Source organism: Aurantiacibacter luteus (assembly GCF_001010945.1).
In the GTDB taxonomy this organism is placed as follows: Bacteria; Pseudomonadota; Alphaproteobacteria; order Sphingomonadales; family Sphingomonadaceae; genus Alteraurantiacibacter; species Alteraurantiacibacter luteus.
This window is the reverse complement of the sequence record NZ_LBHB01000002.1, coordinates 108,074-128,917: the sequence shown is the minus strand read 5'-3', so window position 1 is coordinate 128,917 and position 20,844 is coordinate 108,074. Positions and strand designations below refer to the sequence as shown.

Below are 20,844 nucleotides of genomic sequence, written 5' to 3'. Positions count from 1 at the left end.
AGTCCCAAATGCTACCGCCACCCATAACAAGTCTCCTGTTACAACGGTACAGGAGTGCGTTAACCAGGTTTGTTTGTAAAGCCTAAACCATGTTTCGTAATGCTTCGCTGTGGCCAAGGTTATGATTTCTCAGAATTGTTTCAAAGTCCACCGGGCGCGAGATCCCGAATCCTTGGGCCACGATGCAGCCCGATTCGCGCAGTTTCGTTAACGTTCCCGTGTCCTCGACACCTTCGGCGATAACCACGATTCGCATCGTTTTGCCCATGGCGAGGATCGATTTCACGATCGCCTCGGCCTTGGTGTTGACGAGCATCTGGGAGATGAAGGCCCGGTCGATCTTGAGCTCGTCGAACGGCAGCCGCAGCAGCGCCTCGAGGCTGGCTGCCCCGACGCCGAAATCGTCCATCGATATCTTGCAGCCGAGCGCCGCGAGTTCGTGGAGCACGCCGGCGGCGAGGTCGAGATTGGAGATGCGATAGGTCTCCGTGATCTCCAGCGTCAGGTGGCGCGGCTCGAAGCCCGTCTGGTCGAGCACCTCGGCCACCATGTCGACGATCTGCCGTTCGTGGATAAGCGTGGCCGAAATGTTGACCGCTACGGGGATGCTCAGCCCGGCCTCGTCGAAGGCATTGCCCGCCAGGCACCCCTTCTCGAGGACGTAGCGGGTCAGCTGGCTCATCCGGCCGGCGGTCTCGCACTGGCGGATGAAGTTGTCGGGAGGTATCTGCCCGCGCTCCGGATCGTTCCAGCGCACCAGCGCCTCGACGCCGACGATCTCGCCCGACTGGATCAGCACCTTGGGCTGGAAGGCGAGGTAGATTTCGTTGCTCGCGAGAGCCGCGTCGATACGCGCCTGCAGCGAGATGTTCCAGATCAGGTCTTCTTCGGACGCAGTGTCGGCAATCGCGATCGGCTCATAGGTCTCGTTGGTGGTTTCGGCCACGGCCACGGCCGAGGCCACGCGCCGGGCGACGTTGGGGCTGGGGCTGATGTCGACACCGAAGGTAATGCCGACATCCACCTGCTGGTCGCCGACGATGAGCGGCGAGGAGAACAGCGCGCGCAGACCTTCGAGGTGTTCGCGCAGCAGGGCCGGGTCCTTCTCCGCCAGCGTCCAGACCATCATGTGCCCTTGGCCGAGGTAGATGCGCGCATCCCGCGTCGCGGCCTTCAGGCGTCCGGTGATGCGCAGCAGATATTCGGCGTGCAGGTCGCGCGGCAGCGACCGGCGCACTTCCTCGAACCGATGGATACGGGCCACCACGATGGCCGGGACGGTCTCGGCCACCTCGCCGTCGTTCTCGAGCGCGGCCAGGGTGGGCAGGCCGGTCTCGGCATCGACCAGCTGGAATTTGGCCGCCCACCGGGCGCGCAGGCGGAACAGGGCGAAGATCGCCAGCATCGCCAGCGCATCCGCCCCATAAACCCGCACGCCCAGCTGCGCCGCGATGTTGAGGGCAACGGGGATGGCGACCACGATACCGAAGTAGGCGAGTGTGCGGCGGCGGCGGGGAAGCAGGGTCGCGCCCAGCAGCGCGACCAGGACGATGGCGAGCGAGACCAGCGGGTAGACAAGTTTCGTCCGCCCGGCCATCAGGGTCTCGGCGGCATAGATGTCGACATAGGACCAGGGCATGGCGATCTGGCCCGGGATGTTCGCCCCACCGCTCTGCACGAAGTCGCCTACGATCACGGTCTTTCCAGCCAAGCTGGCAAGATCGGTGGCGTTCCCCGAGTCCAGCTCGTCGAATTCGAGAGCGGGAATGGTCGACAGGTCGAAATTGTAACTGATTGGGAACTGGGCCGCCGAGTTGCCGCGCACTCCGGCCATCGAAGCACTTGTGCTGGGAAGCCTTATCCCCGCGTCGGTTACCGAGAATGTTTGCGACCAAACGTACCCGAGATAGTTTTGCCGGGACTTGGTCCCGACCTCTTGCACCCCTTGGGCAACGACATGAATACTGCGATCAAGTTGCTCTGTACCGTCGAGCGCAGTAACGACTTTCGATACGAGAAAGGTGCGCCCCGGTGCCGCCCGCAGGGCGCGATTGAGCGCAGCATCGGCTTCCGGGGTCGAGGGCAGGTCGAAAGCGGCATCGACATAGATTGCTTTCGCGCCCGCACTGTCCAGTCGTCCTACCAGTTCTGCGAGCGCGCGCCGCCGCTCCGGATAGCGCGGATCGGCCAGGTCCTGGCGGGAGCCGACGTAAACAATGTCTCCCGAAGCGGCGGTCTGCCCAGCGCGCGACTGGGCAATCCAAATCAGCTGGTCGACCGGCTGCATCAGCGTCAGTAGATATACGACCAAGGCGATCGCACCCGCCGCCAATGCGTGGCGGGTGCGCTGGTAGCGCATGCCTTTCCTGCGGGTTTGAAGGTCGCTGTCGACCACGCCTCGCCTTCTCGAAATATCGCCCTCGCCCGGTGCGAGAAATCGGGTCTTCGCATAGGATGGTTAACAAACCGGAAGGATAACGCGCGCCGTTCGACCAGCGACTTTGCTGCCTCTTGTTCAGGCTCGACAGGCCCAGCATGAACCGTTACCCACCCGCGCCAACAGGGGCAGGCACACGCATGAAGCTGATCATCGGCAACAAGAACTATTCCAGCTGGTCGCTGCGCGGCTGGCTGGCGGCCAAGCAGAGCGGGCTCTCGTTCGAGGAGCTGACGGTCCACATCGACGGCGACGACTGGCAGGCGATGAAGCAGCAGCAGGGCGAATTCCAGCCCTCGGCGGGCAAGGTGCCGGTGCTGTGGGATGGCGATACAGTGGTGTGGGACAGCCTCGCCATGCTCGAATACCTGGCCGACAAGGTGGGCCGCGACCGGTTCTGGCCCAAGGCCGACGAGGCGCGCGGAATGGCCCGGGCCATGGTGGCCGAAATGCATTCCTCGTTTTTGCCGTTGCGGCGCAACTGCCCCATGAACATCCGCGCCCGGCTCGCGGTGGAGTTGCAGGACGCGACGAAGGCCGACATCGTGCGCATTCTCGGCCTGTGGGCGGAGGCGCGGGCGCGCTTCGGCAAGGGCGGTCCCTACCTGTTCGGCACCTTCAGCGCGGCGGACATCTTCTACGCCCCCGTCGTTGCCCGCTTCGTCACCTACGGTATCGGCGTTCCCGGTTTCGCGCAGGCCTACATGGAGGCGATCTGGGACCACGAATGGATGCAGACGTGGATCGCCGGCGCGCTGGCCGAAGAGTGGACCATCTCGCAGTTTGAGGTCGGCCAGGAGGCCTAGCAGGGCGCAGCTACCAGGGCGTGCCGTCCTTGTGCGCAAAGCCCGCGGGGGTGAACACCATATCGATGTCGGGATATTCGCCGCTGTCCCCGTGGGCATCGCCGGCGCTGATGGCGACGAACACGCAGTCCTCGCCCGAGCGGTTCTGCAGCACATGGCCGTTGCGCTCGCCCCGGGCCCAGGCGGCGACGTCGCCGGCTTGGAGCAAGGTTTCGCCCGCGTCCTCGACCAGCACCGCCTCGCCCGCCAGCATGACGACAAGCTCGTCCACGCCGTGATGGAAATGGCGCTGCGAGGACCAGGCGCCGGGCCTCAGCACCACGTGGCTCGCGCCCATCTGCGTCAGCCCGCCCGCCGGTGCCAGCCGCCGCCACCAGCGCCCCTCCACCGCCTTGGCGAAAGGCGAGGGATAACCCGTGGCATTGGACCGGGGGATGGCCTCGATATCGAGCTTGGGCATGGGCGCACTCTCCTGCTAGCTGGCGCATGATGAGCCAAGCCGCAGACTTCGCCAAGCGCCTGATGGCCGCGCCCAGCGTCACCCCCGCACGCGGGGAGGTGTTCGACGTGCTCGAGGCGATCCTTGCGCCGCTGGGCTTCGAGATCCACCGCTTCACCCGCGGTGAAGGCGCGCCGGGCAGCGACGAGGAGGCGGTCGAGAACCTCTTCGCCATCCGCCGCGGGCCGGAGGGTTCGCGCCATTTCGCCTTTGCTGGCCACGTCGACGTGGTCCCGCCGGGCGAGGGTTGGTCCGCCGATGCGTTCGAGCCGGTGGTGCGCGGTGAACTCCTCTACGGCCGCGGGGCGGTGGACATGAAGGGCGCGGTAGCGGCGATGGCGGCGGCGGTGAAGCGCATTCCGGCCAAGGCCGGCACGCTGAGTTTCGTCATCACCGGCGACGAGGAAGGCCCGGCGCTCCACGGCACCCGCGCGCTGATCGACCTGATGCGCGAGCGTGGCGACATCCCCGACCTCATCCTCGTCGGCGAGCCGACCAGCGTGAACCGGCTGGGCGACATGATGAAGATCGGGCGGCGCGGGTCGGTCAACGTGTGGATTGATGTCGCGGGCAGCCAGGGCCACGTCGCCTATCCGCATCTCGCCGACAATCCCCTGCCGCGGCTGGTGAAGATCCTCGCCGAGCTGGATGCCCTCCATCTCGACAACGGCAACGACTGGTTCCAGCCCTCGAACCTCGAGATCACCGAGATCGACGTGCCCAACCGGGCGCACAACGTCATTCCCGGCCGGGCGAGCGCCCGTCTATCGATCCGCTTCAACGACTTGCACACGGGCGCCGAGCTGGGCCGGAAGGTCGCCGCAATCGCCGAGAAACACGGCGGCTCGGCGCGCCCGGTAATCTCCGGCGAGAGCTTCCTCACGCCCCCCGGCGCGTTCTCGTCCATGGTTGCCGAGGCCATCGAGATCGAGACAGGCATCGCGCCCGAACTCTCCACCACGGGCGGCACCAGCGACGCGCGGTTCCTGAAGGACCTCGCCCCGGTGATCGAGTTCGGCCTGGTCAATGCCACCATGCACAAGACCGACGAGGCGGTTGCGCTTGACGACCTCGATGCGCTTGCCGCAATCTATCGCCGGATCGCACTGGCGGCACTCGCCGCCGAGAGGGGAATAGCATGAAGACCTGGTTCGCCATTCCGCTGTGGCAGCGCGTTGTCGCGGCGCTCATCCTGGGCATCGTGGTCGGCTATTTCTGGGGGCCGGAGGCGGAAAGCATCAAGATCATCGGCGATATCTTCGTCGCCTTCATCAAGATGCTGGTGGTGCCGCTCATCTTCTTCAGCCTCGTTTCCGGCGTCGCCAGCATCGGCGACCTCAGGAAACTGGGCAGCGTAGGCTGGCGAGCGCTGCTGCTTTTCGTGGTGACGGGGCAGATCGCGGTCTGGCTCGGCCTGCTGCTGGGCGCACTGGTGCAGCCCGGCATCGGCGTCGACACCTCGATGATCGACATGGGCGCGGTGCCCGAACCCAACCCCACCACATGGCGCGAGATGCTGCTCGGCATGGTGCCCCAAAGCCCGGTGCAGGTGATGGCCGACGTCAACGTGCTGCCGCTGATCGTGTTCAGCCTGCTGCTCGGCATCGGCATTCTGATGGCGGCCGAGGACGGCCAGCCGGTGCTCAAGATCTTCGATTCGGGCAGCGTGGTGATGCAGAAGGTGACGATGGTGGTGATGGAACTCACCCCCTTCGGCGTCTTCGCGCTGATGGCCTGGGTGGCGGGATCGCTCGGCATTCCGGCGCTGATCGCGCTGTCGAAATTGGTCTTCCTCAACTACCTCGGTTGCCTGCTGATCATCGGCGTCATGTATTCGGCCATGATCAAGTTCATCGCCCGCCTGCCGGTGATCGACTTCTTCCGCGGCATCGTGGACGCGATCGCGGTCAGTTATTCCACCGCCAGCTCCAATGCTACGCTGCCCGTCACCCTGCGCTGCGCCCAGCGCAACCTGGGCATCAGCAACTCGGTCTCGAGCTTCGTCATCAGCCTGGGCGCGACCGTGAACATGAACGGTACGGCGATGTATCTCGGCCTCGCCACGCTGTTCGGCGCGCAGATATTCGGCGTGGACCTGTCGTGGGGCGACTATTTCATGATCGCGCTACTCGGCACGCTCGGCGCGGTCGGCGCGGCGGGTATTCCGGGCGCGGGCCTGATCATGATGGCACTGGTCTTCGGCGCGGTCGGTGTGCCGCTCGAAACGATCGCCTTCGTCGCCGGCGTGGACCGAATCATGGACATGATGCGCACCACTACCAACGTTTCCGGCGACGCCGCGGTTGCAACCTGCGTGGCCGCGACCACGGGCGAGATCGACCGGGCGGAAATGATCTCGGCGGACGACGTGTGATGAAAGCAATTGCCATCATCGCCAGCGCCGTGTTGCTCACCGGTTGTCAGACGGTGGTTAGCGAGCGGGTGGAGGATTCGCTGATCGACGCCGGGGTCCCTTCCGGCATGGCGGAGTGTATGGGCGACATCTGGGCCGACGATCTCTCGATCGCCCAGATCCAGGGCATCTCCCGCTTCGCCAAGGCAGTGCGGGCGGAAGGGCGGCGGCTGACGGCGCGCAGCCTTATCGCCCATGCGCGCGAATGGAACGACCTCGAGGCGCTGGCCGTCGTCACCACCTCCACCGCGCGATGCGCCTTCAGCTGACCCCGGCTTTGCGCCCGTTGGGCGGCTCCAGTACCTTCTTGCGATAACTGCACAGGTCCGCGACCGGGCAGCGCCAGCATTCGGGCGTGCGCGCCTTGCACACGTATCGGCCGTGCAGGATCAGCCAGTGATGCGCGCCGAGGCGGAACGGGGCGGGGACGCGCTTTTCCAGCTTCGCTTCGACCTGATCGGGGGTCTTGCCCTTGGCGAGGCCGGTGCGATTGCCGACGCGAAAAATGTGCGTGTCGACCGCGAATGCCTCCTGCCCGAACCAGCAGTTGAGCACCACGTTGGCCGTCTTGCGGCCCACGCCGGGCAGGCGGACGAGATCCTCGCGCGTGTCGGGCACCTCGCCGCCGTATTCGTCGACCAGCAACTGCGAGAGCGCGATGACGTTCTTCGCCTTGGAATTGAACAGGCCGATGGTCTTGATGTGTTCCTTCAGACCTTCCTCGCCCAGGTCGAGCATCTGCCGCGGCGTCTCGACCCTGGCGAACAGGGCGCGGGTCGCCTTGTTCACGCCCACGTCGGTTGCCTGCGCGGAGAGGGCCACGGCCACGACCAGCTGGTAGGCGTTGCCGTACTCCAGTTCGGTTTGCGGATCGGGGTTGTCCTCCGCGAGGCGTCGGAAGAATTCGAAGATCTGGTCACGGGTCATCGCAGCCAGCGAAGCATGTTGGGATAGGTGGGATGGCCCAGCCGCAACGCCCGGCCGAGATCGATTTCGGTCATGCCTTCCGCGGCGAGCAGGTCGGCGCCAACATATCCGCCCATGGCATAACATTGCGCGGCGAATTCGCTGCGGCCTTTGTAGCCCTCGCTGTGGAACAGCTCTCGCAAGGGCACGCCGCATTGGCGCGCTGCGGCATAGGACCAGGCGATAGCCATCATCTCCTCGGCCAGCACACGCGGGACTTCGTTCAGGTCGGCACGGCGCTCCGGAGCGGTGACCGCAACATGCCCCGCCTCGTGCAGCAGGTCGCCTGGCCAGATCGCCTTTTCGGGATCGATCAGCACTGCGCCTTGCCTGATGGACAGCCCCTCGATCGCCTGCACATCCCCATCTTCGCAAAGATGAACGGACACACCTGCCTCGGCGAGAAAAGCCAGGCATCGGGCACCCGTCTCCGCACCGCCGCCCTCGCTACGCCAGGTGCATCGCTCTGCGCTGGCAGGGGTCACAGGCCGAGCACGTCGCGCATGGTGTAGCGGCCCGGCGGCCTGCCGATCAGCCAGGCCGCGCCCCTGATCGCCCCGCGCGCGAAGATGGCGCGGTTCTCCGCCGAGTGGGCGAGGACGATGCGCTCCTCCTCGCCCGCGAAGATCACCGAATGCTCGCCCGCCACGGTCCCGCCGCGAAGAGCGGCAAAGCCGATGGCGCCCGTCGCCCGCGCGCCGGTGTGCCCCCCAAACTCATGGCCGCGTCCGCTCTCGCGGTTGTCGGCGAGCGCCACGCCGCGGCCCCTTGCCGCCGCCTCGCCCAGCAGCAGCGCGGTGCCCGAAGGCGCATCGACCTTCATCCGGTGGTGCATCTCGAGCACCTCGATGTCCCAGTCCGGGCCCAGCCGCGCGGCCGCCTCCTCCACCAGGTGCGCCAGCAGCGTGACGCCCAATGAGGTGTTGCCGGTCTGGAGCACGGGTATGTCGCGCGCCGCCTCGTCGATCATCGCGTGGTGTTCGTCGCCGAGGCCCGTGGTGCCGATCAGGATAGGCACGCCCGCCGCGCGCGCCGCGGCGAGGTTGACGGACAGGGCGCCCGGTGCGGAGAAATCGACCAGCGCATCGGCGTGCCCGGCAAGGTCGGCAGGGTCGTGCCCCCGGTCGACTCCGCCCGCGCAGGCGTGCTCGCCGCCGTCCAGCAAGGCGGCGATCGCCTGCCCCATGCGCCCTTCGCTGCCGATGATGCCGATGCGTGCCATTTGCGCTCCTGAGCCCCGCGTGCTTCATGGCCCGCATGAGCGCCATCCGCAACATCGTCATCCTCACCGGCGCGGGGATTTCCGCCGAGAGCGGCATCCGGACCTTTCGCGCCGACGACGGCCTGTGGGAAGATCATCCGGTCGAACAGGTCGCCACGCCCGAGGGGTTCGCCCGCGATCCAGGCCTCGTCCAGCGCTTCTACGACCAGCGCCGCGCCGACATCCGCGCCGCGCGGCCCAATGCCGCGCACCTGGCGCTGGGGCGGCTCGACGAGGCGTGGGGCGGCAACCTGTTGATCGTCACCCAGAACATCGACGACCTGCACGAGCGTGGGCACGCGCGGAGGGTGTTGCACATGCACGGAGAGGGGCTTTCCGCCTGGTGCACCGCCTGCGACATGCGCCATCGCTGGGAGGGCACGCTGCGCGACGGCCCCGCCTGCCCGGCCTGCTGCGAGAAGGCGCTGCGCCCCGATATCGTCTGGTTCGGGGAAATGCCTTACCAGATGGAGCGCATCTACACAGCCATCGCCGCGGCGGACCTGTTCGTGTCCATCGGCACCAGCGGCGCGGTCTATCCGGCGGCTGGTTTCGTCGAGCAGGCGCGGCGCAGCGGCGCGCGCACGCTCGAACTCAACCTTGAGCGCAGTCTCGGCAGCATGATGTTCGACGAGACCCGGCTCGGCCCCGCCAGCGAGCTGGTGCCGGCGTTCGTGGTGGACCTGCTGCGCGCGCCCTGAGCGCAATTAATTGCGTGCAATGCAGCAAACTCGTGTAAGTTGCCCCGCGAACCTTCCCGACTGGTCCGACTCCTCCATGCACGCATCGCAATACTGGCAATGGACCCGGCCCGCCGATCTGGCCGACACCTTCGACGAGTCGTCGCTCGACCAGTGGCGCGATTTCGCCGATCTGCTGCCCACGCTCGCGTGGATCGCGCTCAGCGACGGCTACATCGTATGGTACAACAAGCGCTGGCACGACTACTGCGGCACCACGCCGGAGGACATGGAGGGATGGGGCTGGCAATCGGTCCACGATCCCGAAGTCCTGCCCGAGGTGATCGCGAACTGGACCGCCAGCATCGAGAGCGGCGAGCCGTTCGAGATGACCTTCCCCCTGCGCGGGGCGGACGGGAAGTATCGGCCTTTCCTCACCCGCATCGTGCCCGTGCGAGATGCCTCGGGCACGATCGTGCGGTGGTTCGGCACCAATACCGAGATCACCGAGCAGAAGAAGGCAGAACGCGCGCTGGAGGTGAGCGAGGCGAAATACGCCGTGCTGACCGACGCGATGCCGCAGATGGTCTGGTCGACCCGGCCCGACGGCTTTCACGACTATTATAACGAGCAGTGGTATCGCTTCACCGGCGTGCCCGCCGGATCGACCGACGGCGAGGGCTGGGCGGGCATGTTTCATCCCGAGGACCAGCCCGCCGCATGGGAGCGCTGGCGCCATAGCCTTGCCACCGGCGAGCCCTACGAGGTCGAATATCGCCTGCGTCGCCACGACGGCGAATATCGCTGGGTGCTGGGCCGCGCGCTGCCGGCACGCGACGAGGCGGGAGAGATCGTGCGCTGGATCGGCACCTGCACCGAGATCCACGAGGCCAAGCGCCATGCCGAGCAGGCCGACCTGCTCAACCGCGAGCTAAGCCACCGCATCAAGAACATCTTCGCCGTCATCGGCGGGCTGCTGAACCTCACCGCGCGCGATACGCCCGAATTGCGGCCGATCATGGGCGAGTTGATGGGACGCATTTCGGCGCTCGGCCGCGCGCACAACTTCGCTCGCCCGCACAGCGAGATTTCCGGCGGCGAACTGGGGGGCGGGGACCTCAAGGGCCTGATCGCCCAGATCATGGTGCCCTACCAGGATGGCGCGGGTGAGCGGGTGACGATCACCGGCGACGACATAGCCATCGACGACCGCGGCGCGACGCCTATGGCACTAGTGATCCACGAACTGGCCACCAACGCGGCCAAGTACGGCTCGCTCTCGCGCGACGAGGGACGGGTGACCATCGTCACCCGGCTGGACGAGGGGACCGTGCGGGTCGACTGGCAGGAAAGCGGCGGACCGCGGGTGGAGGGGGAGCCCGGGCACGTCGGCTTCGGCACCCAGCTCGCTGACCTCAGCATCAATCGCCAGCTCGGCGGAGAATTGCGGCGCGAATGGAAGGCCGAAGGGCTAGCCGTCTCGATTATCGTGCCCGATGCCCACCTCCACCGCGAAGGCCGCTCGTCGACCTGACGCGGCGCCTTGCGCAAGGTGTCAGTGAAGACTGGCCATGGCCCTTCCGCGCAGATCCTCGACCTGTCGCAGCGCCGCCACGAGATCGCTTACGGAAAACGGCTTGGGCACCACGCGGCCCGGCGCGCGATCTTCCTCGGGAATCTGCGAGGGGTTGGCGGTGACGTAGAAGACTTCCACGTTTAGCGCGGCAAGGGCCTGGGCGATCGCCGGGCCGGTCGGCCCGTCGCGCAGGTTGACGTCGACGAAGGCCACGTCCGGCGCGCTGGTGGCGAGCGCCAAGGCCTCGCGCCGGTCGCAGGCAATGCCCACCGACTGGACGGCGAGCGTCTGCAATTCGGCCTCGAGGTGGAGCGCGGTCAGCAACTCGTCCTCTACAATCAGTGCGCGCATTTCAGGCTCGGTCCTCAATGGTGTGCCAGGGAAAAATCGCCTGCGGATGCGCAAGTTCCCGCTTTTCCTAATGGAAATTAACCCTTGTGCCTTTTCGGTATCAATCGTGCCCGTGGCAGGCGGAGCACTGCGGATCGCGCGCTATCCGCATCGACCGCATGCCGGGCTCGAGGCCGTCCATCAGGTGCAGGACGCCCCATTGCGGTTCGCCCATCGGTCCAAGGTCGCCCTGCGCCACCAGCACGCGCACAGCCTGCATGGCGGCGAATGTGCCGACCCAACCGACCATGGCCCCGAGCACCCCGTCCTCGGCACAGGTGTCGCAGTCCTCGGCATCGAAGGCATCGCCCACGAAGCAACGGTAGCAGGGCTGGTGGGCGCGGTGCCCGGAGAAGGCCCCGACCTGCCCCTGGAAGCGGCCCACGGCGGCGGAGAGCAGCGGCACGCCCGCCGCCACGCAGGCATCGGATACGGCAAGACGCGTGGCGAAGTTGTCGGTCCCGTCGATCACCAGGTCCGCGCCCGTCACAAGGTCGGATGCGTTGGCGGGAATGATCCGGGTGTCGGAAATGTCGACGGCCAGCGCCGCATCGAAATTGGCCATCCAGCGCCGCGCGGAAACGGCCTTGCCGTGGCCCACGTCGCGCGCGGCGTAGATCGTCTGGCGCTGCAGGTTCGACAGTTCAACGTCGCCGTCGTCGACCAGCGTGAAGCGCCCCACTCCCGCGCCCGCGAGATACTGCAGCACCGGCGCGCCGATACCGCCGAGCCCGGCGATCGCGACATGGCTGCGCGCCAGCCGAACCTGTCCCGCGCCGCCGATCTCGGGCAGGACGATATGCCGTGCGAAGCGCTCGAGACGCTCATCGGTCAGCGGATGCGGCGGATCGTCCATGTGGGCAAGGCTGTTGGCAGCCTGTGGGCGGGCTGTCGATAGTGCGCATGGCCCACCCCGCTGCGACCATGCCTCGCCTACTGCTCGGCAGGTCTCGCTCCCCTCCCGCAGGCGGGAGGGCTCGGGGGTGGGATTGCCCTAACTCTCGAGCTGCCTGAGCAGGCTGCGCACGTCGCCATCCATGTCGGCGTCGCGCTGGCGCAGGTCCTCGATCAGCCGCACCGCGTGGATCACAGTGGAATGATCGCGCCCACCGAACTTGCGACCGATCTCAGGATAGCTGCGCGGGGTCAGCACCTTGGCCAGGTACATGGCCACCTGCCGCGGGCGGACCACTGCGCGCGCACGGCGCTTGCTCGACATCTCGGCGCGGTCGATGCGGTAGAACTGGCAGACCGTGCGCTGGATCTCGTCGATGGTGATGCGCTTGCGGTTGGCCGAGAGGATGTCGGTCAGCTGCTCTTCAGCGAGCTGGAGCGAGACTTCCTGTCCGGTGAGCTGGGCATAGGCGATCAGCTTGTTCAGCCCTCCCACCAGCTCGCGCACGTTGCGGTTGATGGTGCGCGCCAGGAACTCGATGACGTCGGCGGGCACTTCCAGCGGGGCGAAGCGAGTGAGCTTGCTTTCCAGGATCTGCCGGCGCAGCTCGATGTCGGCGGGCTGGATGTCGGCGACGAGACCCATCGACAGGCGGCTGAGCAGGCGCGGCTCCACGCCGTCCAGTGCCTGCGGCGCGCGGTCGGCGGCGAAGACCAGCCGCTTGCCCTCGGCCAGCAGCGCGTCAATCGTGTAGAGCAGTTCTTCCTGCGCGCTGGCCTTGCCGATGATGAACTGGATGTCGTCCACCAGCAGCAGGTCGAAACCGCGCAGGCGCGCCTTGAACTCGATCATCTCGTTCGACTTCAGCGCCTGCACGAACTCGACCATGAAGCGCTCGGCGCTGCAGTAGAAAATGCGGGCACGCGGGTGCGTCTGTAGATACGAATGGCCGATGGCGTGCAGCAGGTGCGTCTTGCCCTGGCCCGTCGCGGCCTTGAGATAGAGCGGCGAGAACTGCGGCTTTTCCGCCTTGCTCATGCGTTCCGCGGCGTTCTTGGCGAGCACGTTGGTGCTACCGGTCACGAAGGCGGCAAAGGTCTGGCTGGGGTCGAGGCCGACCGAGGCGGTGAACCCGTCGTCGCCGATCGATTCCATCGCCATCGTCGAATCGTTGGCGGCGCGGTGGCCGAAGCCGTCGTGCCCGCGCCGGGTTCCGCCGAGATCGAAGTCGGCGATCTTGCGGCGGCCGGGGTGCACGGCGATCTTCACCTGGCGCACTTCGCCGCGCGCGATCTTCCACGCCAGCGACAGCCGGTCGTGATAACGGTCCTGCACCCAGTTGGCGGAGAATTCGGTCGGCAGGAATAGCTCGAGCGTGCCGGTTTCCTTGCACATCTTGCCGAGCTGGATCGGCTTGATCCATTGCGTGAACAACTGGTGGCCCAGGTCCTTGCGCAGACCCTGGCTGATGTCGGCCCAGTCGGCGGCCAGATCGACAGCTTCGGTATCTTCCATGCAATCCCCTGTGGTCTGGCCGTTGAGCTGGCCTGTCGTTACGCGCGCAGCCCCGCCAAGGCGGCCGCCGTGCGGTGTCATTCTAATCATTATCGACCCCGTTCGTGTCCCCATCCCAAACATTCACGCGGCGATGTCTACCGCACACACGGCTTCCTCTTCCGTTGCCCTTGAACGGGCACCGGAGGTGGCTGGTGTGCGCTCGCTTGTGAACGACCGCCTCGCTCCCGCTTGGCGATCTGGCATCGTTATGAACGTCTCGGCGGCGAAGCCAAGTGGGGGATATCAAATTTAAAAAAATATACGGCCTTGACTCGTCCTAACCCGCGGGAATTCATTTAACTCGTTGAAAAACCGATACGAGTTTTATGACAGTCCCGCGAATCGTGGAAAAAGCGGGCTTTTCGCGGAAGCGTTGCGCGTCCGAGGGCCGGTGGATGACGAACGCGAAAACGGGGGCCGAGGATGACCCCGGCCCCCGTTCGAATTTCGTTCCGGTCTCGCTCGGCCCCGACGGCCGGTCGCGCACCGAATCGCCGGCGCGCGGAGAGCGAATCAGAGCGCGGCGACGCGCTTGGTCAGCCGGCTCATCTTGCGCGCGGCGGTGTTCTTGTGGAGCACGCCCTTGGCAACGCCGCGGGCGATTTCCGGCTGGGCCACCTTCAGCGCATCGGCCGCAGCCTGCTTGTCGCCGGCGGTGACGGCGGTCTCCACCTTCTTGATGAAGCCGCGGATACGGCTCTTGCGCGCGCCGTTGATGCGGGCGCGGTTGGCGTTGCGGATAATGCGCTTCTTGGCTTGCGGCGTGTTGGCCATGTTTTCCTCGTGTCTCGGCCGCCCGTGACGGCCGGTCCTTGCAGTCTGTCAGAATCGATGAAACGACGCCGAAGCGCCGGAAAGCGCGCCAGTTAGGTGTCCTTGGCCGAAAAAGCAAGAGTGAACGGTCGAGCTCATCATCGGCCCGTTGAAAGGCCGCCCGCAGCGGAGCGGAGTGGGTCTGGCGAGGGCGAAGCCGCTAAGGTGGGGCGATAAGCACTCAGGTCTGGCAGACGGGGCAGAACCAGGTGCTCCGTCCGCCCTGCACGATGCGCCGGATGACCCCGCCATCCCCGCGCAGGCACGGCTGGCCCTCGCGCCCGTAGACCTGGAAGCGGGTGGCGAAATAGCCGAGCTCGCCGTCGGGCCGGGCGTAGTCGCGCAAGGTCGATCCGCCGTCCTCGATCGACTGCAGCAGGACCTCGCGAATGGCGGGCACGAGCCGCCCCAGCGCAGGACGGTAGACCTTGTCGCCGCGCTTCCTGGGATAAATCCCCGCGCGAAACAGCGCCTCGCACACGTAGATGTTGCCGAGCCCCGCCACTACGTGCTGGTCGAGCAGCAGCAGCTTTATCGCCTGCCGCCGCCCGCGGATCGCGGCGCGCAGGTGCGCCACGCTCAGCTCCTCGCCCAGCGGCTCGGGCCCCATCGCGGCAAAGGCGGGCCATGCGGGCAGCGCGGGGGTATCGACGAGATCGACGTAGCCGAAGCGGCGCGGGTCGTTCAGCGCGAAGCGGTTGGCGGCCGTCTCGATCAGCAGATGATCGTGCCTGTCCTCGGCCTCGGGATCGATGCGCCAGCGCCCGCTCATACCGAGGTGGAAGATCATGGTGGTGTCGCGGTCGGTGTGGACGAGGCCGTACTTGGCTCGCCGTCCGAGCCCGCTGACGCGCGCGCCGGTCAGGGCCTGCACCAGGTTCGCGGGGAAGGGAAAGCGCATGTCCGGCCGCCCCAGCACGACGCGCTCGATCCGCTGCCCCTCGAGGAAGCGCGCGAGGCCGCGCACGGTGGTTTCGACTTCGGGCAGCTCCGGCATGGCCGCCATGTAGGGGGCCGCGTGCAATCTGTCATCGCCAAGCGTGCGGCTGTTGGATAGGGCGCACCCGACATGACCATCCGGCCAGACACACGCGCGCTCGCCCTCCTCGGCCTCGTCATGGTGTTCTGGGCCGGGAACTCCATCGTCGGGCGCGCCGTGGCGGGAAGCATTCCGCCACTCACGCTGGCCTTCGTGCGCTGGACCGGGGCCTCGCTGTTGCTGCTGCCCTTCGCCTGGCGGCCCCTGCGCCGCGACCTGCCGGCCCTCCGGGCGAGCTGGAGGCCGGTGCTGCTGCTCGGCCTGCTCGGCATCGGTGCCTTCAACGCGCTGCTCTACAGCGGGCTGCAATTCACCACGGCGACCAACGCGCTGCTGTTGCAGGCGGCGGTGCCGGCGCTGGTGCTCGTCTTCGACCGGGCGCTGAACGGCGTGCGACCCGGCGGCTGGCAGGTCGCGGGCACGATCGCCTCCACGCTCGGTGTGCTGGTGGTGGTGTTCCAAGCCGACCCGGCGCGGCTCGCGGCGCTGCACCTTGGCGCGGGCGACACGCTGATCCTGGCCTCGGTCGTGGTCTGGGCGCTTTACACCGTGCTGCTGCCGCTGCGCCCCAAGGTCTCGCCGGTCAGCTTCGTCGCCGCGACCTTTGCCGTGGGCGTCGTCTCGATGGCACCGCTTGCGGCGAGGGAATTCGCGCAAGGGATGCGGATCGTGTGGAGCACGGGCACGGTGCTGGCGCTCGCCTACGTCTCTGTCTTCCCCTCGCTCGTCAGCTACTTCATCTACAACGCCGCCGCCGCGCGGCTGGGTGCGGCGCGGGCCGGGCAGTCGATCACCTTGCTGCCGATCTTCGGCGCGTTCCTTTCCGCCCTGCTGCTGGGCGAGGCGCTGCACTGGTTCCATGCGTTGGGCATGGCGCTGATCGGCACCGGTATCGCGCTGGGATTGCTGGCCCTCAGGCGGCAACAAGCCGGTGGCGCACCCGGCGGCGCGCCGCTAGGGGACAAGGCATGAGCGAAACGGTCAGCTTCGGCTACGAGGATGTCGCGCCCGAGGAAAAGACGCGGCGCGTGGGCGGCGTGTTCTCCAGCGTGGCGTCGAAATACGACGTGATGAACGATGCCATGTCGGGCGGCATGCACCGGCTGTGGAAGGACCAGTTCGTGCGCCGGGTGAAGACGCAGCCGGGCGAGGCCGTGCTCGACATGGCGGGCGGCACCGGCGACATCGCCTTCCGCATGGCCGCGCGCGGGGCCGAGGTGGTTGTCGCCGACATCAACCAGGACATGCTCGACGTCGGCATTGAACGGGCCATGGCACGAGGGATCGATGGTCTCAGCTGGTCGTGCCAGAACGCGGAAGACCTGACCTATCCCGACCGCCAGTTCGACGCCTACACCATCGCCTTCGGCATCCGAAACGTCACCGACATTCCCAGGGCGCTGCGAGAAGCGCACCGCGTGCTGAAATACGGCGGGCGCTTCTTCTGCCTCGAGTTCTCCACCATGACCTTTCCCGGCATGAAGGAGGCCTACGATTTCTACAGCCACAAGCTGGTGCCCAAGATCGGCAAGGCGGTGGCGGGCGACGAGGACAGTTACCGCTACCTGATCGAGAGCATACGCCGCTTTCCGCCGATGCCCGAGTTCGAGGCGATGATTCGCGACGCGGGCTTCGCGCGCACCAGGGTGGACCCGATAATGGGCGGTCTCGTCGCGATTCACTCGGGATGGAAGATATAGGGTGACGCGCCCCGCGACCCATATCTGGCGGCTCCTCAGCTGGGGCCGGACGCTGGCGCGGCACGGCGCGCTCAGGGGGGTCGAGCGCGATCCCAACACCCCGCCGCCGGTCAAGCGCATCGCGCGGCTGGCGCGTTTCGGCACCTTTCCCCCTGCCGAGCCCGACTATGCCGGTGCCTTCCGCGCCATCGGACCCGCCGCGATCAAGCTCGGCCAGACGCTCGCCACGCGGCCCGACCTCGTCGGCGAGGATGCGGCGCGCAATCTGCTCAGCCTGCAGGACAACCTGCCGCCCGTGCCCTTCGCGGCGATCGAGGAGCAAATCGAGCGCAGCTTCGAGCGACCCGTCGGCCAGCTCTTCGCCAGCGTCGATCCCGTGCCCGTGGGTGCTGCCAGCATCGCGCAGGTGCACCGGGGCGTCACCACCGATGGCCGCGAGGTCGCGATCAAGGTGCAGCGCCCCGGCATCCGCGAGAAGTTCGCCGCCGACATCGCCACCTACGAATGGGCCGCCGCCCATGTCGAGGCGATGGGCGGCGAGGCGGCGCGCCTCAGGCCCGCGCTCACCATCGCCAACTTCAAGCGCTGGACCAACCGCGAACTGGACCTGCGGCGCGAGGCGGCCTCGGCAAGCGAACTCGCCGATCACATGCGCGGGGTCGAGGGCTACTGCATCCCCTCGATCGACTGGGACCGCACCAACGGCCGCGTGCTGACCATCGAGTGGGTCGACGGCATCAAGATATCCGACCGCGAGGCGCTGATCGCCGCCGGCCACGACCTGCCCGACCTCGCGCGGCGGCTGGTGCTGGCCTTCCTGACGCAGGCCATCAGCGCCGGGTTCTTCCACGCCGACATGCATCAAGGCAACCTGTTCGTGAAGGCTGACGGGACCATCGTCGCCATCGATTTCGGCATCATGGGCCGCATCGACCGCCGCGCACGGCAGTGGCTGGCGGAAATCCTCTACGGCCTGACCGTGGGCGACTATCGCCGCGTGGCCGAGATCCATTTCGAGGCACAGTACGTGCCGGCCTACCACTCGGTCGACGAGTTCGCGACGGCCCTGCGCGCCGTGGGCGAGCCGATGCGCGGCAAACCGGTTTCCGAACTCAGCGTCGGACAGATGCTCGACGGCCTGTTCGCCATCACCCGCGACTTCGACATGCAGACCCAGCCGCACCTGCTGCTGCTGCAGAAGACGATGGTGATGGTCGAGGGCATCGCCACGCAGCTCGACCCGGCCATCAACATGTGGGACGTTTCCGCACCCTTCGTTCGCAGCTGGATTCGTGACGAGCTGGGGCCCGAGGCGGCGCTTGCCGACCGGCTGCGCACCGATGTCGACACGCTGCTGCGGCTGCCTGCGCTGGTGCGGCGGATCGAGGATGCCTTTCCGCCCAAGGGCGCCGCGCCCGAACCGCCCCCGCTGCCCGACATCGAGCTGGTGTGGGAACGGCGCGCGCGCGAAGGTCGCGGATGGCTGGGCTACGCGGTGGCAGCGCTGGCCGGGGGCGCGCTGGTTTACGGGGGACTGTGGGCAGGGTGGCTCGGATAAAGGGACGCATTCGGCGCAGGGCGAGCGACTGGGACCGCTTCGCGCACTGGGCACCGGGCGCGGCATGGCTGATGCTCGCCGCTTTTTCGGCGCTTCTGGTGGGGGCAGCGCTGACCGAGCGCAGCGCGATCTACGATGCCGCGCCGAGGGTCTCCAGCCCCGTGGCCAGCACTGCACCGGCAACGTCCGCCGGTGCTGAAGCAGCTCCGGGGCGGGATACAGATCTCCAGCTCTATGACGTCATCGCCGAGCGGGTCCGCGCAGGCGACAACTATTACCAGGCGGCGGTCGAGGAACAGCGCGCGCGGGGCTTCCCCGTGCGGCCCGGCCTCGCCGTCCGGCTGCCGACGCTGGCGCACGTCCATGCGGCCGTGGGCCCGTACGGCCTGATGGTGCTCGCCGCCCTACTCGGGATCGGCACGCTGGTCGCCTGGCATTACCGGCTACGCGACATTTCCGGCACCACCAACAAGCTCAGGATCATCCTGCTGCTCGTCGTCATCGGCGCGGTCATGGGGCTGAAGCCCCAATATCTCGCCCTGCACGAGGTCTGGTCGGGAATGCTCATCGCGCTCGCGCTTGGGCTCTATCGCCCGCGGCGCTGGTGGCCCGCGCTGATCGCGGGGGCGCTGGCGCTGGCGGTGCGCGAACTGGCGCTGCCTTTCGTGCTGCTGATGGGCGCGCTGGCGCTGCTGCGCGGCAACCGGGGGGAGGCGCTGGCGTGGGGCGCGGTGATCGCCCTGTTCGGCGCGGGGCTGGTGGCGCACCTCGGGCAGGTGGCGCAATTCACCACGCCCGCCGACCCCGAAGGGCCGAACTGGTTCGCCCTGCGCGGCCTTGGCGGGGTGACATCCAACGTCGCGCTGTCGAGCCCGCTCTACCTGCTCCCCGGCTGGCTCGCCGCGCCGCTGGCGCTGCTGCCGCTGCTCGGCTGGGCGGGCTGGCGCACGCGCTTCGGCGAGACGGGCTTCCTGCTGTGCGCGGGCTATTCCCTGCTATTCGCCATCGCGGGGCGTGACAACAACTTCTACTGGGCGCTGATGGTCATGCCGGTCTGGTTCGTCGGCCTCGCCTTCGTGCCGCGCGCGCTGGCGAGCCTGTGGGCCTCCGCGCGCGGAAACTGAGGGGCGCATGACCTTCTGGCGCGACCCGAATCCCAACCCCCTCTCCCGTCTGCCGCGCTGGGCGGCCGTGCTGATGCTGGCGCTGCTCGCCGCGAGCATGGCCTGGGCGGCGCTGGCGGCGGTGCCCCCGGCGGGCGAGCCGGAGGCCATATCGACCGCGCAGAACGGCGCGGGGCAGGGCGACCTTGCGCTTTATGGCCGCATCTCGCAGCGGGTCGTCGCGGGCGAGGACTACTACGCCGCCGCCGTGGCCGAACAGCGCGCAGGGGACTATCCGGTGCGGCCCTTCGTCACCGTGCGCCTGCCGACGCTGGCCATGCTCCACCGCTGGATCGGCCTGACCGGCACGGCCCTGATGCTGAAGGCGCTGTGGCTGCTGACGGCGATCGCGCTGCTCTGGCGCTTCCGCGGGGCGGTCTCGCGGGCGGAGACGGTCGCGGTCGGCGTGTTCGCCATGCTCGGCGGCGCGGCGGCCGCGATCCCGGCCGCGCCGCTTATCCACGAACTGCCCGCCGGGATGCTGTTGACCTTGTCGCTGGCGCTCTATCGCCCGCACCGTTGGTGGCCCGCTCTGCTGTGCGCCGCGCTGGCGCTGGCCTTTCGCGAGCTCGCCGCGCCCTTCCTCGCGCTCTGGCTGGCGTTCGCCGCGTGGCAGAGGCGGGCGGGGGAGGCCCTCGCGGTGCTGGCCGTGCTCGCGGCGTTCTCGCTGGCCATGATCCTGCACCAGCAGGGCGTGGAGGCAAGGGTTCTGCCCGGCGATCCCGCATCGCAGGGGTGGAGCGCGCTGGCCGGCCCCGCGCTGCCGCTCGCCGCGCTGGCGAAGCTCACCGCGCTGCTGCTGCTGCCGCAATGGCTCGCCGCGCCGCTGGCGATCCTGCCGCTCGTCGGCTGGCTTGGCCTCGGCGGGCGGACAGGCCTGTTCGCCGCCCTGTGGTTCGCCGGGTTCCTCGGCGCGATGGCGGTCTTCGCACGGCCGGAGAACTTCTACTGGGTGCAGCTGACGCTGCCCACCTACTTCGCCGGTTTGGCCTTCGTGCCGCGCGCGCTGGCGGACCTGCTCGCCGCCGCCGGGCGGGCGAGGCTAAAGCAATCTTAACCATCGTTTGCCAAGCCGCTCGCTTGGATTAAGG

At 67.6% G+C, this 20,844-nt stretch carries 21 protein-coding genes; 11 read left to right on the top strand and 10 right to left on the bottom strand.

Going from position 1 to position 20,844, the window contains the following annotated elements; translation table 11 throughout:
- Nucleotides 1-82 precede the first annotated feature (82 nt).
- Nucleotides 83-2,359, bottom strand: a complete 2,277-nt coding sequence (locus tag AAW00_RS06995) for an EAL domain-containing protein (protein ID WP_156169990.1) — start codon at nucleotides 2,357-2,359, stop codon at nucleotides 83-85.
- 218 nt (nucleotides 2,360-2,577) lie between these two features.
- On the opposite strand from AAW00_RS06995, the gene AAW00_RS06985 reads away from it, so the two are divergent.
- Nucleotides 2,578-3,243, top strand: coding sequence for a glutathione S-transferase family protein (locus tag AAW00_RS06985; protein ID WP_047003684.1), 666 nt, complete (start codon nucleotides 2,578-2,580; stop codon nucleotides 3,241-3,243).
- 10 nt (nucleotides 3,244-3,253) lie between these two features.
- On the opposite strand, the gene AAW00_RS06980 is transcribed toward AAW00_RS06985, so the two are convergent.
- Nucleotides 3,254-3,703: a cupin domain-containing protein gene (locus AAW00_RS06980; RefSeq protein WP_047003683.1), complete on the bottom strand. Its 450-nt coding sequence runs from the start codon at nucleotides 3,701-3,703 to the stop codon at nucleotides 3,254-3,256.
- A gap of 29 nt (nucleotides 3,704-3,732) precedes the next feature.
- Here AAW00_RS06980 and dapE point away from each other — a divergent pair, with 29 nt between their 5' ends.
- Genes dapE through AAW00_RS06965 form a run of 3 tightly spaced genes read left to right on the top strand, consistent with a single transcriptional unit; the run spans nucleotide 3,733 to nucleotide 6,424 of the window.
- Nucleotides 3,733-4,884 (top strand): succinyl-diaminopimelate desuccinylase, encoded by a 1,152-nt coding sequence (gene dapE / locus AAW00_RS06975; protein ID WP_047004469.1) that lies wholly within the window; start codon nucleotides 3,733-3,735, stop codon nucleotides 4,882-4,884.
- Nucleotides 4,881-6,116, top strand: a complete 1,236-nt coding sequence (locus AAW00_RS06970) for a dicarboxylate/amino acid:cation symporter (RefSeq protein ID WP_047003682.1) — start codon at nucleotides 4,881-4,883, stop codon at nucleotides 6,114-6,116. Before dapE ends, AAW00_RS06970 begins: the two co-directional genes overlap by 4 nt.
- Nucleotides 6,116-6,424: a hypothetical protein gene (locus AAW00_RS06965; RefSeq protein WP_047003681.1), complete on the top strand. Its 309-nt coding sequence runs from the start codon at nucleotides 6,116-6,118 to the stop codon at nucleotides 6,422-6,424. Before AAW00_RS06970 ends, AAW00_RS06965 begins: the two co-directional genes overlap by 1 nt.
- On the opposite strand, the gene nth is transcribed toward AAW00_RS06965, so the two are convergent.
- The 3 genes from nth to dapB all read right to left on the bottom strand — a co-directional run bounded on the left by nth (nucleotide 6,417) and on the right by dapB (nucleotide 8,343).
- On the bottom strand, nucleotides 6,417-7,082 hold the full coding sequence (nth, locus tag AAW00_RS06960; protein ID WP_047003680.1) for an endonuclease III: 666 nt from the start codon (nucleotides 7,080-7,082) through the stop codon (nucleotides 6,417-6,419). The genes AAW00_RS06965 and nth overlap by 8 nt on opposite strands.
- Nucleotides 7,079-7,480, bottom strand: a complete 402-nt coding sequence (locus AAW00_RS06955; protein WP_052761821.1) for a hypothetical protein — start codon at nucleotides 7,478-7,480, stop codon at nucleotides 7,079-7,081. Before AAW00_RS06955 ends, nth begins: the two co-directional genes overlap by 4 nt.
- A 122-nt stretch (nucleotides 7,481-7,602) precedes the next feature.
- Nucleotides 7,603-8,343, bottom strand: coding sequence for a 4-hydroxy-tetrahydrodipicolinate reductase (gene dapB, locus AAW00_RS06950; protein ID WP_047003679.1), 741 nt, complete (start codon nucleotides 8,341-8,343; stop codon nucleotides 7,603-7,605).
- 35 nt (nucleotides 8,344-8,378) lie between these two features.
- On the opposite strand from dapB, the gene AAW00_RS06945 reads away from it, so the two are divergent.
- Together AAW00_RS06945 and AAW00_RS06940 are read left to right on the top strand one after the other, a co-directional pair.
- Complete coding sequence (locus AAW00_RS06945) at nucleotides 8,379-9,083, top strand: NAD-dependent deacylase (RefSeq protein WP_047004467.1); 705 nt, start codon at nucleotides 8,379-8,381, stop codon at nucleotides 9,081-9,083.
- Nucleotides 9,084-9,159: 76 nt separating this feature from the next.
- Entirely contained in the window at nucleotides 9,160-10,596 is a 1,437-nt protein-coding gene (locus AAW00_RS06940) for a sensor histidine kinase (protein WP_052761820.1), read from the top strand.
- Between the two features lie 21 nt (nucleotides 10,597-10,617).
- Here AAW00_RS06940 and AAW00_RS06935 read toward each other — a convergent pair whose 3' ends face one another.
- The 5 genes from AAW00_RS06935 to mutM all read right to left on the bottom strand — a co-directional run bounded on the left by AAW00_RS06935 (nucleotide 10,618) and on the right by mutM (nucleotide 15,290).
- Nucleotides 10,618-10,989, bottom strand: a complete 372-nt coding sequence (locus tag AAW00_RS06935) for a response regulator (protein WP_047003678.1) — start codon at nucleotides 10,987-10,989, stop codon at nucleotides 10,618-10,620.
- A 100-nt stretch (nucleotides 10,990-11,089) separates the two neighbouring features.
- Nucleotides 11,090-11,884 carry a HesA/MoeB/ThiF family protein gene (locus AAW00_RS06930; RefSeq protein ID WP_047003677.1) on the bottom strand — a complete coding sequence of 265 codons (795 nt, stop codon included), beginning with the start codon at nucleotides 11,882-11,884 and terminating at the stop codon, nucleotides 11,090-11,092.
- A gap of 138 nt (nucleotides 11,885-12,022) precedes the next feature.
- On the bottom strand, nucleotides 12,023-13,438 hold the full coding sequence (gene dnaA / locus AAW00_RS06925) for a chromosomal replication initiator protein DnaA (RefSeq protein WP_047003676.1): 1,416 nt from the start codon (nucleotides 13,436-13,438) through the stop codon (nucleotides 12,023-12,025).
- 555 nt (nucleotides 13,439-13,993) lie between these two features.
- Nucleotides 13,994-14,254 carry a 30S ribosomal protein S20 gene (rpsT, locus tag AAW00_RS06920; protein ID WP_047003675.1) on the bottom strand — a complete coding sequence of 87 codons (261 nt, stop codon included), beginning with the start codon at nucleotides 14,252-14,254 and terminating at the stop codon, nucleotides 13,994-13,996.
- A 220-nt stretch (nucleotides 14,255-14,474) separates the two neighbouring features.
- Nucleotides 14,475-15,290, bottom strand: coding sequence for a bifunctional DNA-formamidopyrimidine glycosylase/DNA-(apurinic or apyrimidinic site) lyase (gene mutM / locus AAW00_RS06915; RefSeq protein WP_047004465.1), 816 nt, complete (start codon nucleotides 15,288-15,290; stop codon nucleotides 14,475-14,477).
- A gap of 72 nt (nucleotides 15,291-15,362) precedes the next feature.
- On the opposite strand from mutM, the gene AAW00_RS06910 reads away from it, so the two are divergent.
- From AAW00_RS06910 to AAW00_RS06890, 5 genes are all read left to right on the top strand, one after another.
- Nucleotides 15,363-16,304 carry a DMT family transporter gene (locus AAW00_RS06910; protein ID WP_047003674.1) on the top strand — a complete coding sequence of 314 codons (942 nt, stop codon included), beginning with the start codon at nucleotides 15,363-15,365 and terminating at the stop codon, nucleotides 16,302-16,304.
- Entirely contained in the window at nucleotides 16,301-17,032 is a 732-nt protein-coding gene (locus AAW00_RS06905) for a class I SAM-dependent methyltransferase (RefSeq protein WP_047003673.1), read from the top strand. The genes AAW00_RS06910 and AAW00_RS06905 overlap by 4 nt, the downstream gene beginning before the upstream one ends.
- 1 nt (nucleotide 17,033) lies before the next feature.
- On the top strand, nucleotides 17,034-18,590 hold the full coding sequence (gene ubiB / locus AAW00_RS06900; protein WP_047003672.1) for a 2-polyprenylphenol 6-hydroxylase: 1,557 nt from the start codon (nucleotides 17,034-17,036) through the stop codon (nucleotides 18,588-18,590).
- Between the two features lie 71 nt (nucleotides 18,591-18,661).
- Nucleotides 18,662-19,714, top strand: coding sequence for a hypothetical protein (locus AAW00_RS06895; protein ID WP_052761819.1), 1,053 nt, complete (start codon nucleotides 18,662-18,664; stop codon nucleotides 19,712-19,714).
- Nucleotides 19,715-19,721: 7 nt separating this feature from the next.
- Complete coding sequence (locus AAW00_RS06890) at nucleotides 19,722-20,810, top strand: hypothetical protein (RefSeq protein WP_047003671.1); 1,089 nt, start codon at nucleotides 19,722-19,724, stop codon at nucleotides 20,808-20,810.
- The last annotated feature ends 34 nt before the right edge of the window (nucleotides 20,811-20,844 follow it).

Coding starts and splice junctions, on each gene's coding strand:
- AAW00_RS06995 (WP_156169990.1), bottom strand. CDS start 2,359: ATGCGCTACCAGCGCACCCGCCACGCATTGGCGGCGGGTGCGATCGCC.
- AAW00_RS06985 (WP_047003684.1), top strand. CDS start 2,578: ATGAAGCTGATCATCGGCAACAAGAACTATTCCAGCTGGTCGCTGCGC.
- AAW00_RS06980 (WP_047003683.1), bottom strand. CDS start 3,703: ATGCCCAAGCTCGATATCGAGGCCATCCCCCGGTCCAATGCCACGGGT.
- dapE (WP_047004469.1), top strand. CDS start 3,733: ATGAGCCAAGCCGCAGACTTCGCCAAGCGCCTGATGGCCGCGCCCAGC.
- AAW00_RS06970 (WP_047003682.1), top strand. CDS start 4,881: ATGAAGACCTGGTTCGCCATTCCGCTGTGGCAGCGCGTTGTCGCGGCG.
- AAW00_RS06965 (WP_047003681.1), top strand. CDS start 6,116: ATGAAAGCAATTGCCATCATCGCCAGCGCCGTGTTGCTCACCGGTTGT.
- nth (WP_047003680.1), bottom strand. CDS start 7,082: ATGACCCGTGACCAGATCTTCGAATTCTTCCGACGCCTCGCGGAGGAC.
- dapB (WP_047003679.1), bottom strand. CDS start 8,343: ATGGCACGCATCGGCATCATCGGCAGCGAAGGGCGCATGGGGCAGGCG.
- AAW00_RS06945 (WP_047004467.1), top strand. CDS start 8,379: ATGAGCGCCATCCGCAACATCGTCATCCTCACCGGCGCGGGGATTTCC.
- AAW00_RS06940 (WP_052761820.1), top strand. CDS start 9,160: ATGCACGCATCGCAATACTGGCAATGGACCCGGCCCGCCGATCTGGCC.
- AAW00_RS06935 (WP_047003678.1), bottom strand. CDS start 10,989: ATGCGCGCACTGATTGTAGAGGACGAGTTGCTGACCGCGCTCCACCTC.
- AAW00_RS06930 (WP_047003677.1), bottom strand. CDS start 11,884: ATGGACGATCCGCCGCATCCGCTGACCGATGAGCGTCTCGAGCGCTTC.
- dnaA (WP_047003676.1), bottom strand. CDS start 13,438: ATGGAAGATACCGAAGCTGTCGATCTGGCCGCCGACTGGGCCGACATC.
- rpsT (WP_047003675.1), bottom strand. CDS start 14,254: ATGGCCAACACGCCGCAAGCCAAGAAGCGCATTATCCGCAACGCCAAC.
- mutM (WP_047004465.1), bottom strand. CDS start 15,290: ATGCCGGAGCTGCCCGAAGTCGAAACCACCGTGCGCGGCCTCGCGCGC.
- AAW00_RS06910 (WP_047003674.1), top strand. CDS start 15,363: ATGACCATCCGGCCAGACACACGCGCGCTCGCCCTCCTCGGCCTCGTC.
- AAW00_RS06905 (WP_047003673.1), top strand. CDS start 16,301: ATGAGCGAAACGGTCAGCTTCGGCTACGAGGATGTCGCGCCCGAGGAA.
- AAW00_RS06895 (WP_052761819.1), top strand. CDS start 18,662: ATGCTCGCCGCTTTTTCGGCGCTTCTGGTGGGGGCAGCGCTGACCGAG.
- AAW00_RS06890 (WP_047003671.1), top strand. CDS start 19,722: ATGACCTTCTGGCGCGACCCGAATCCCAACCCCCTCTCCCGTCTGCCG.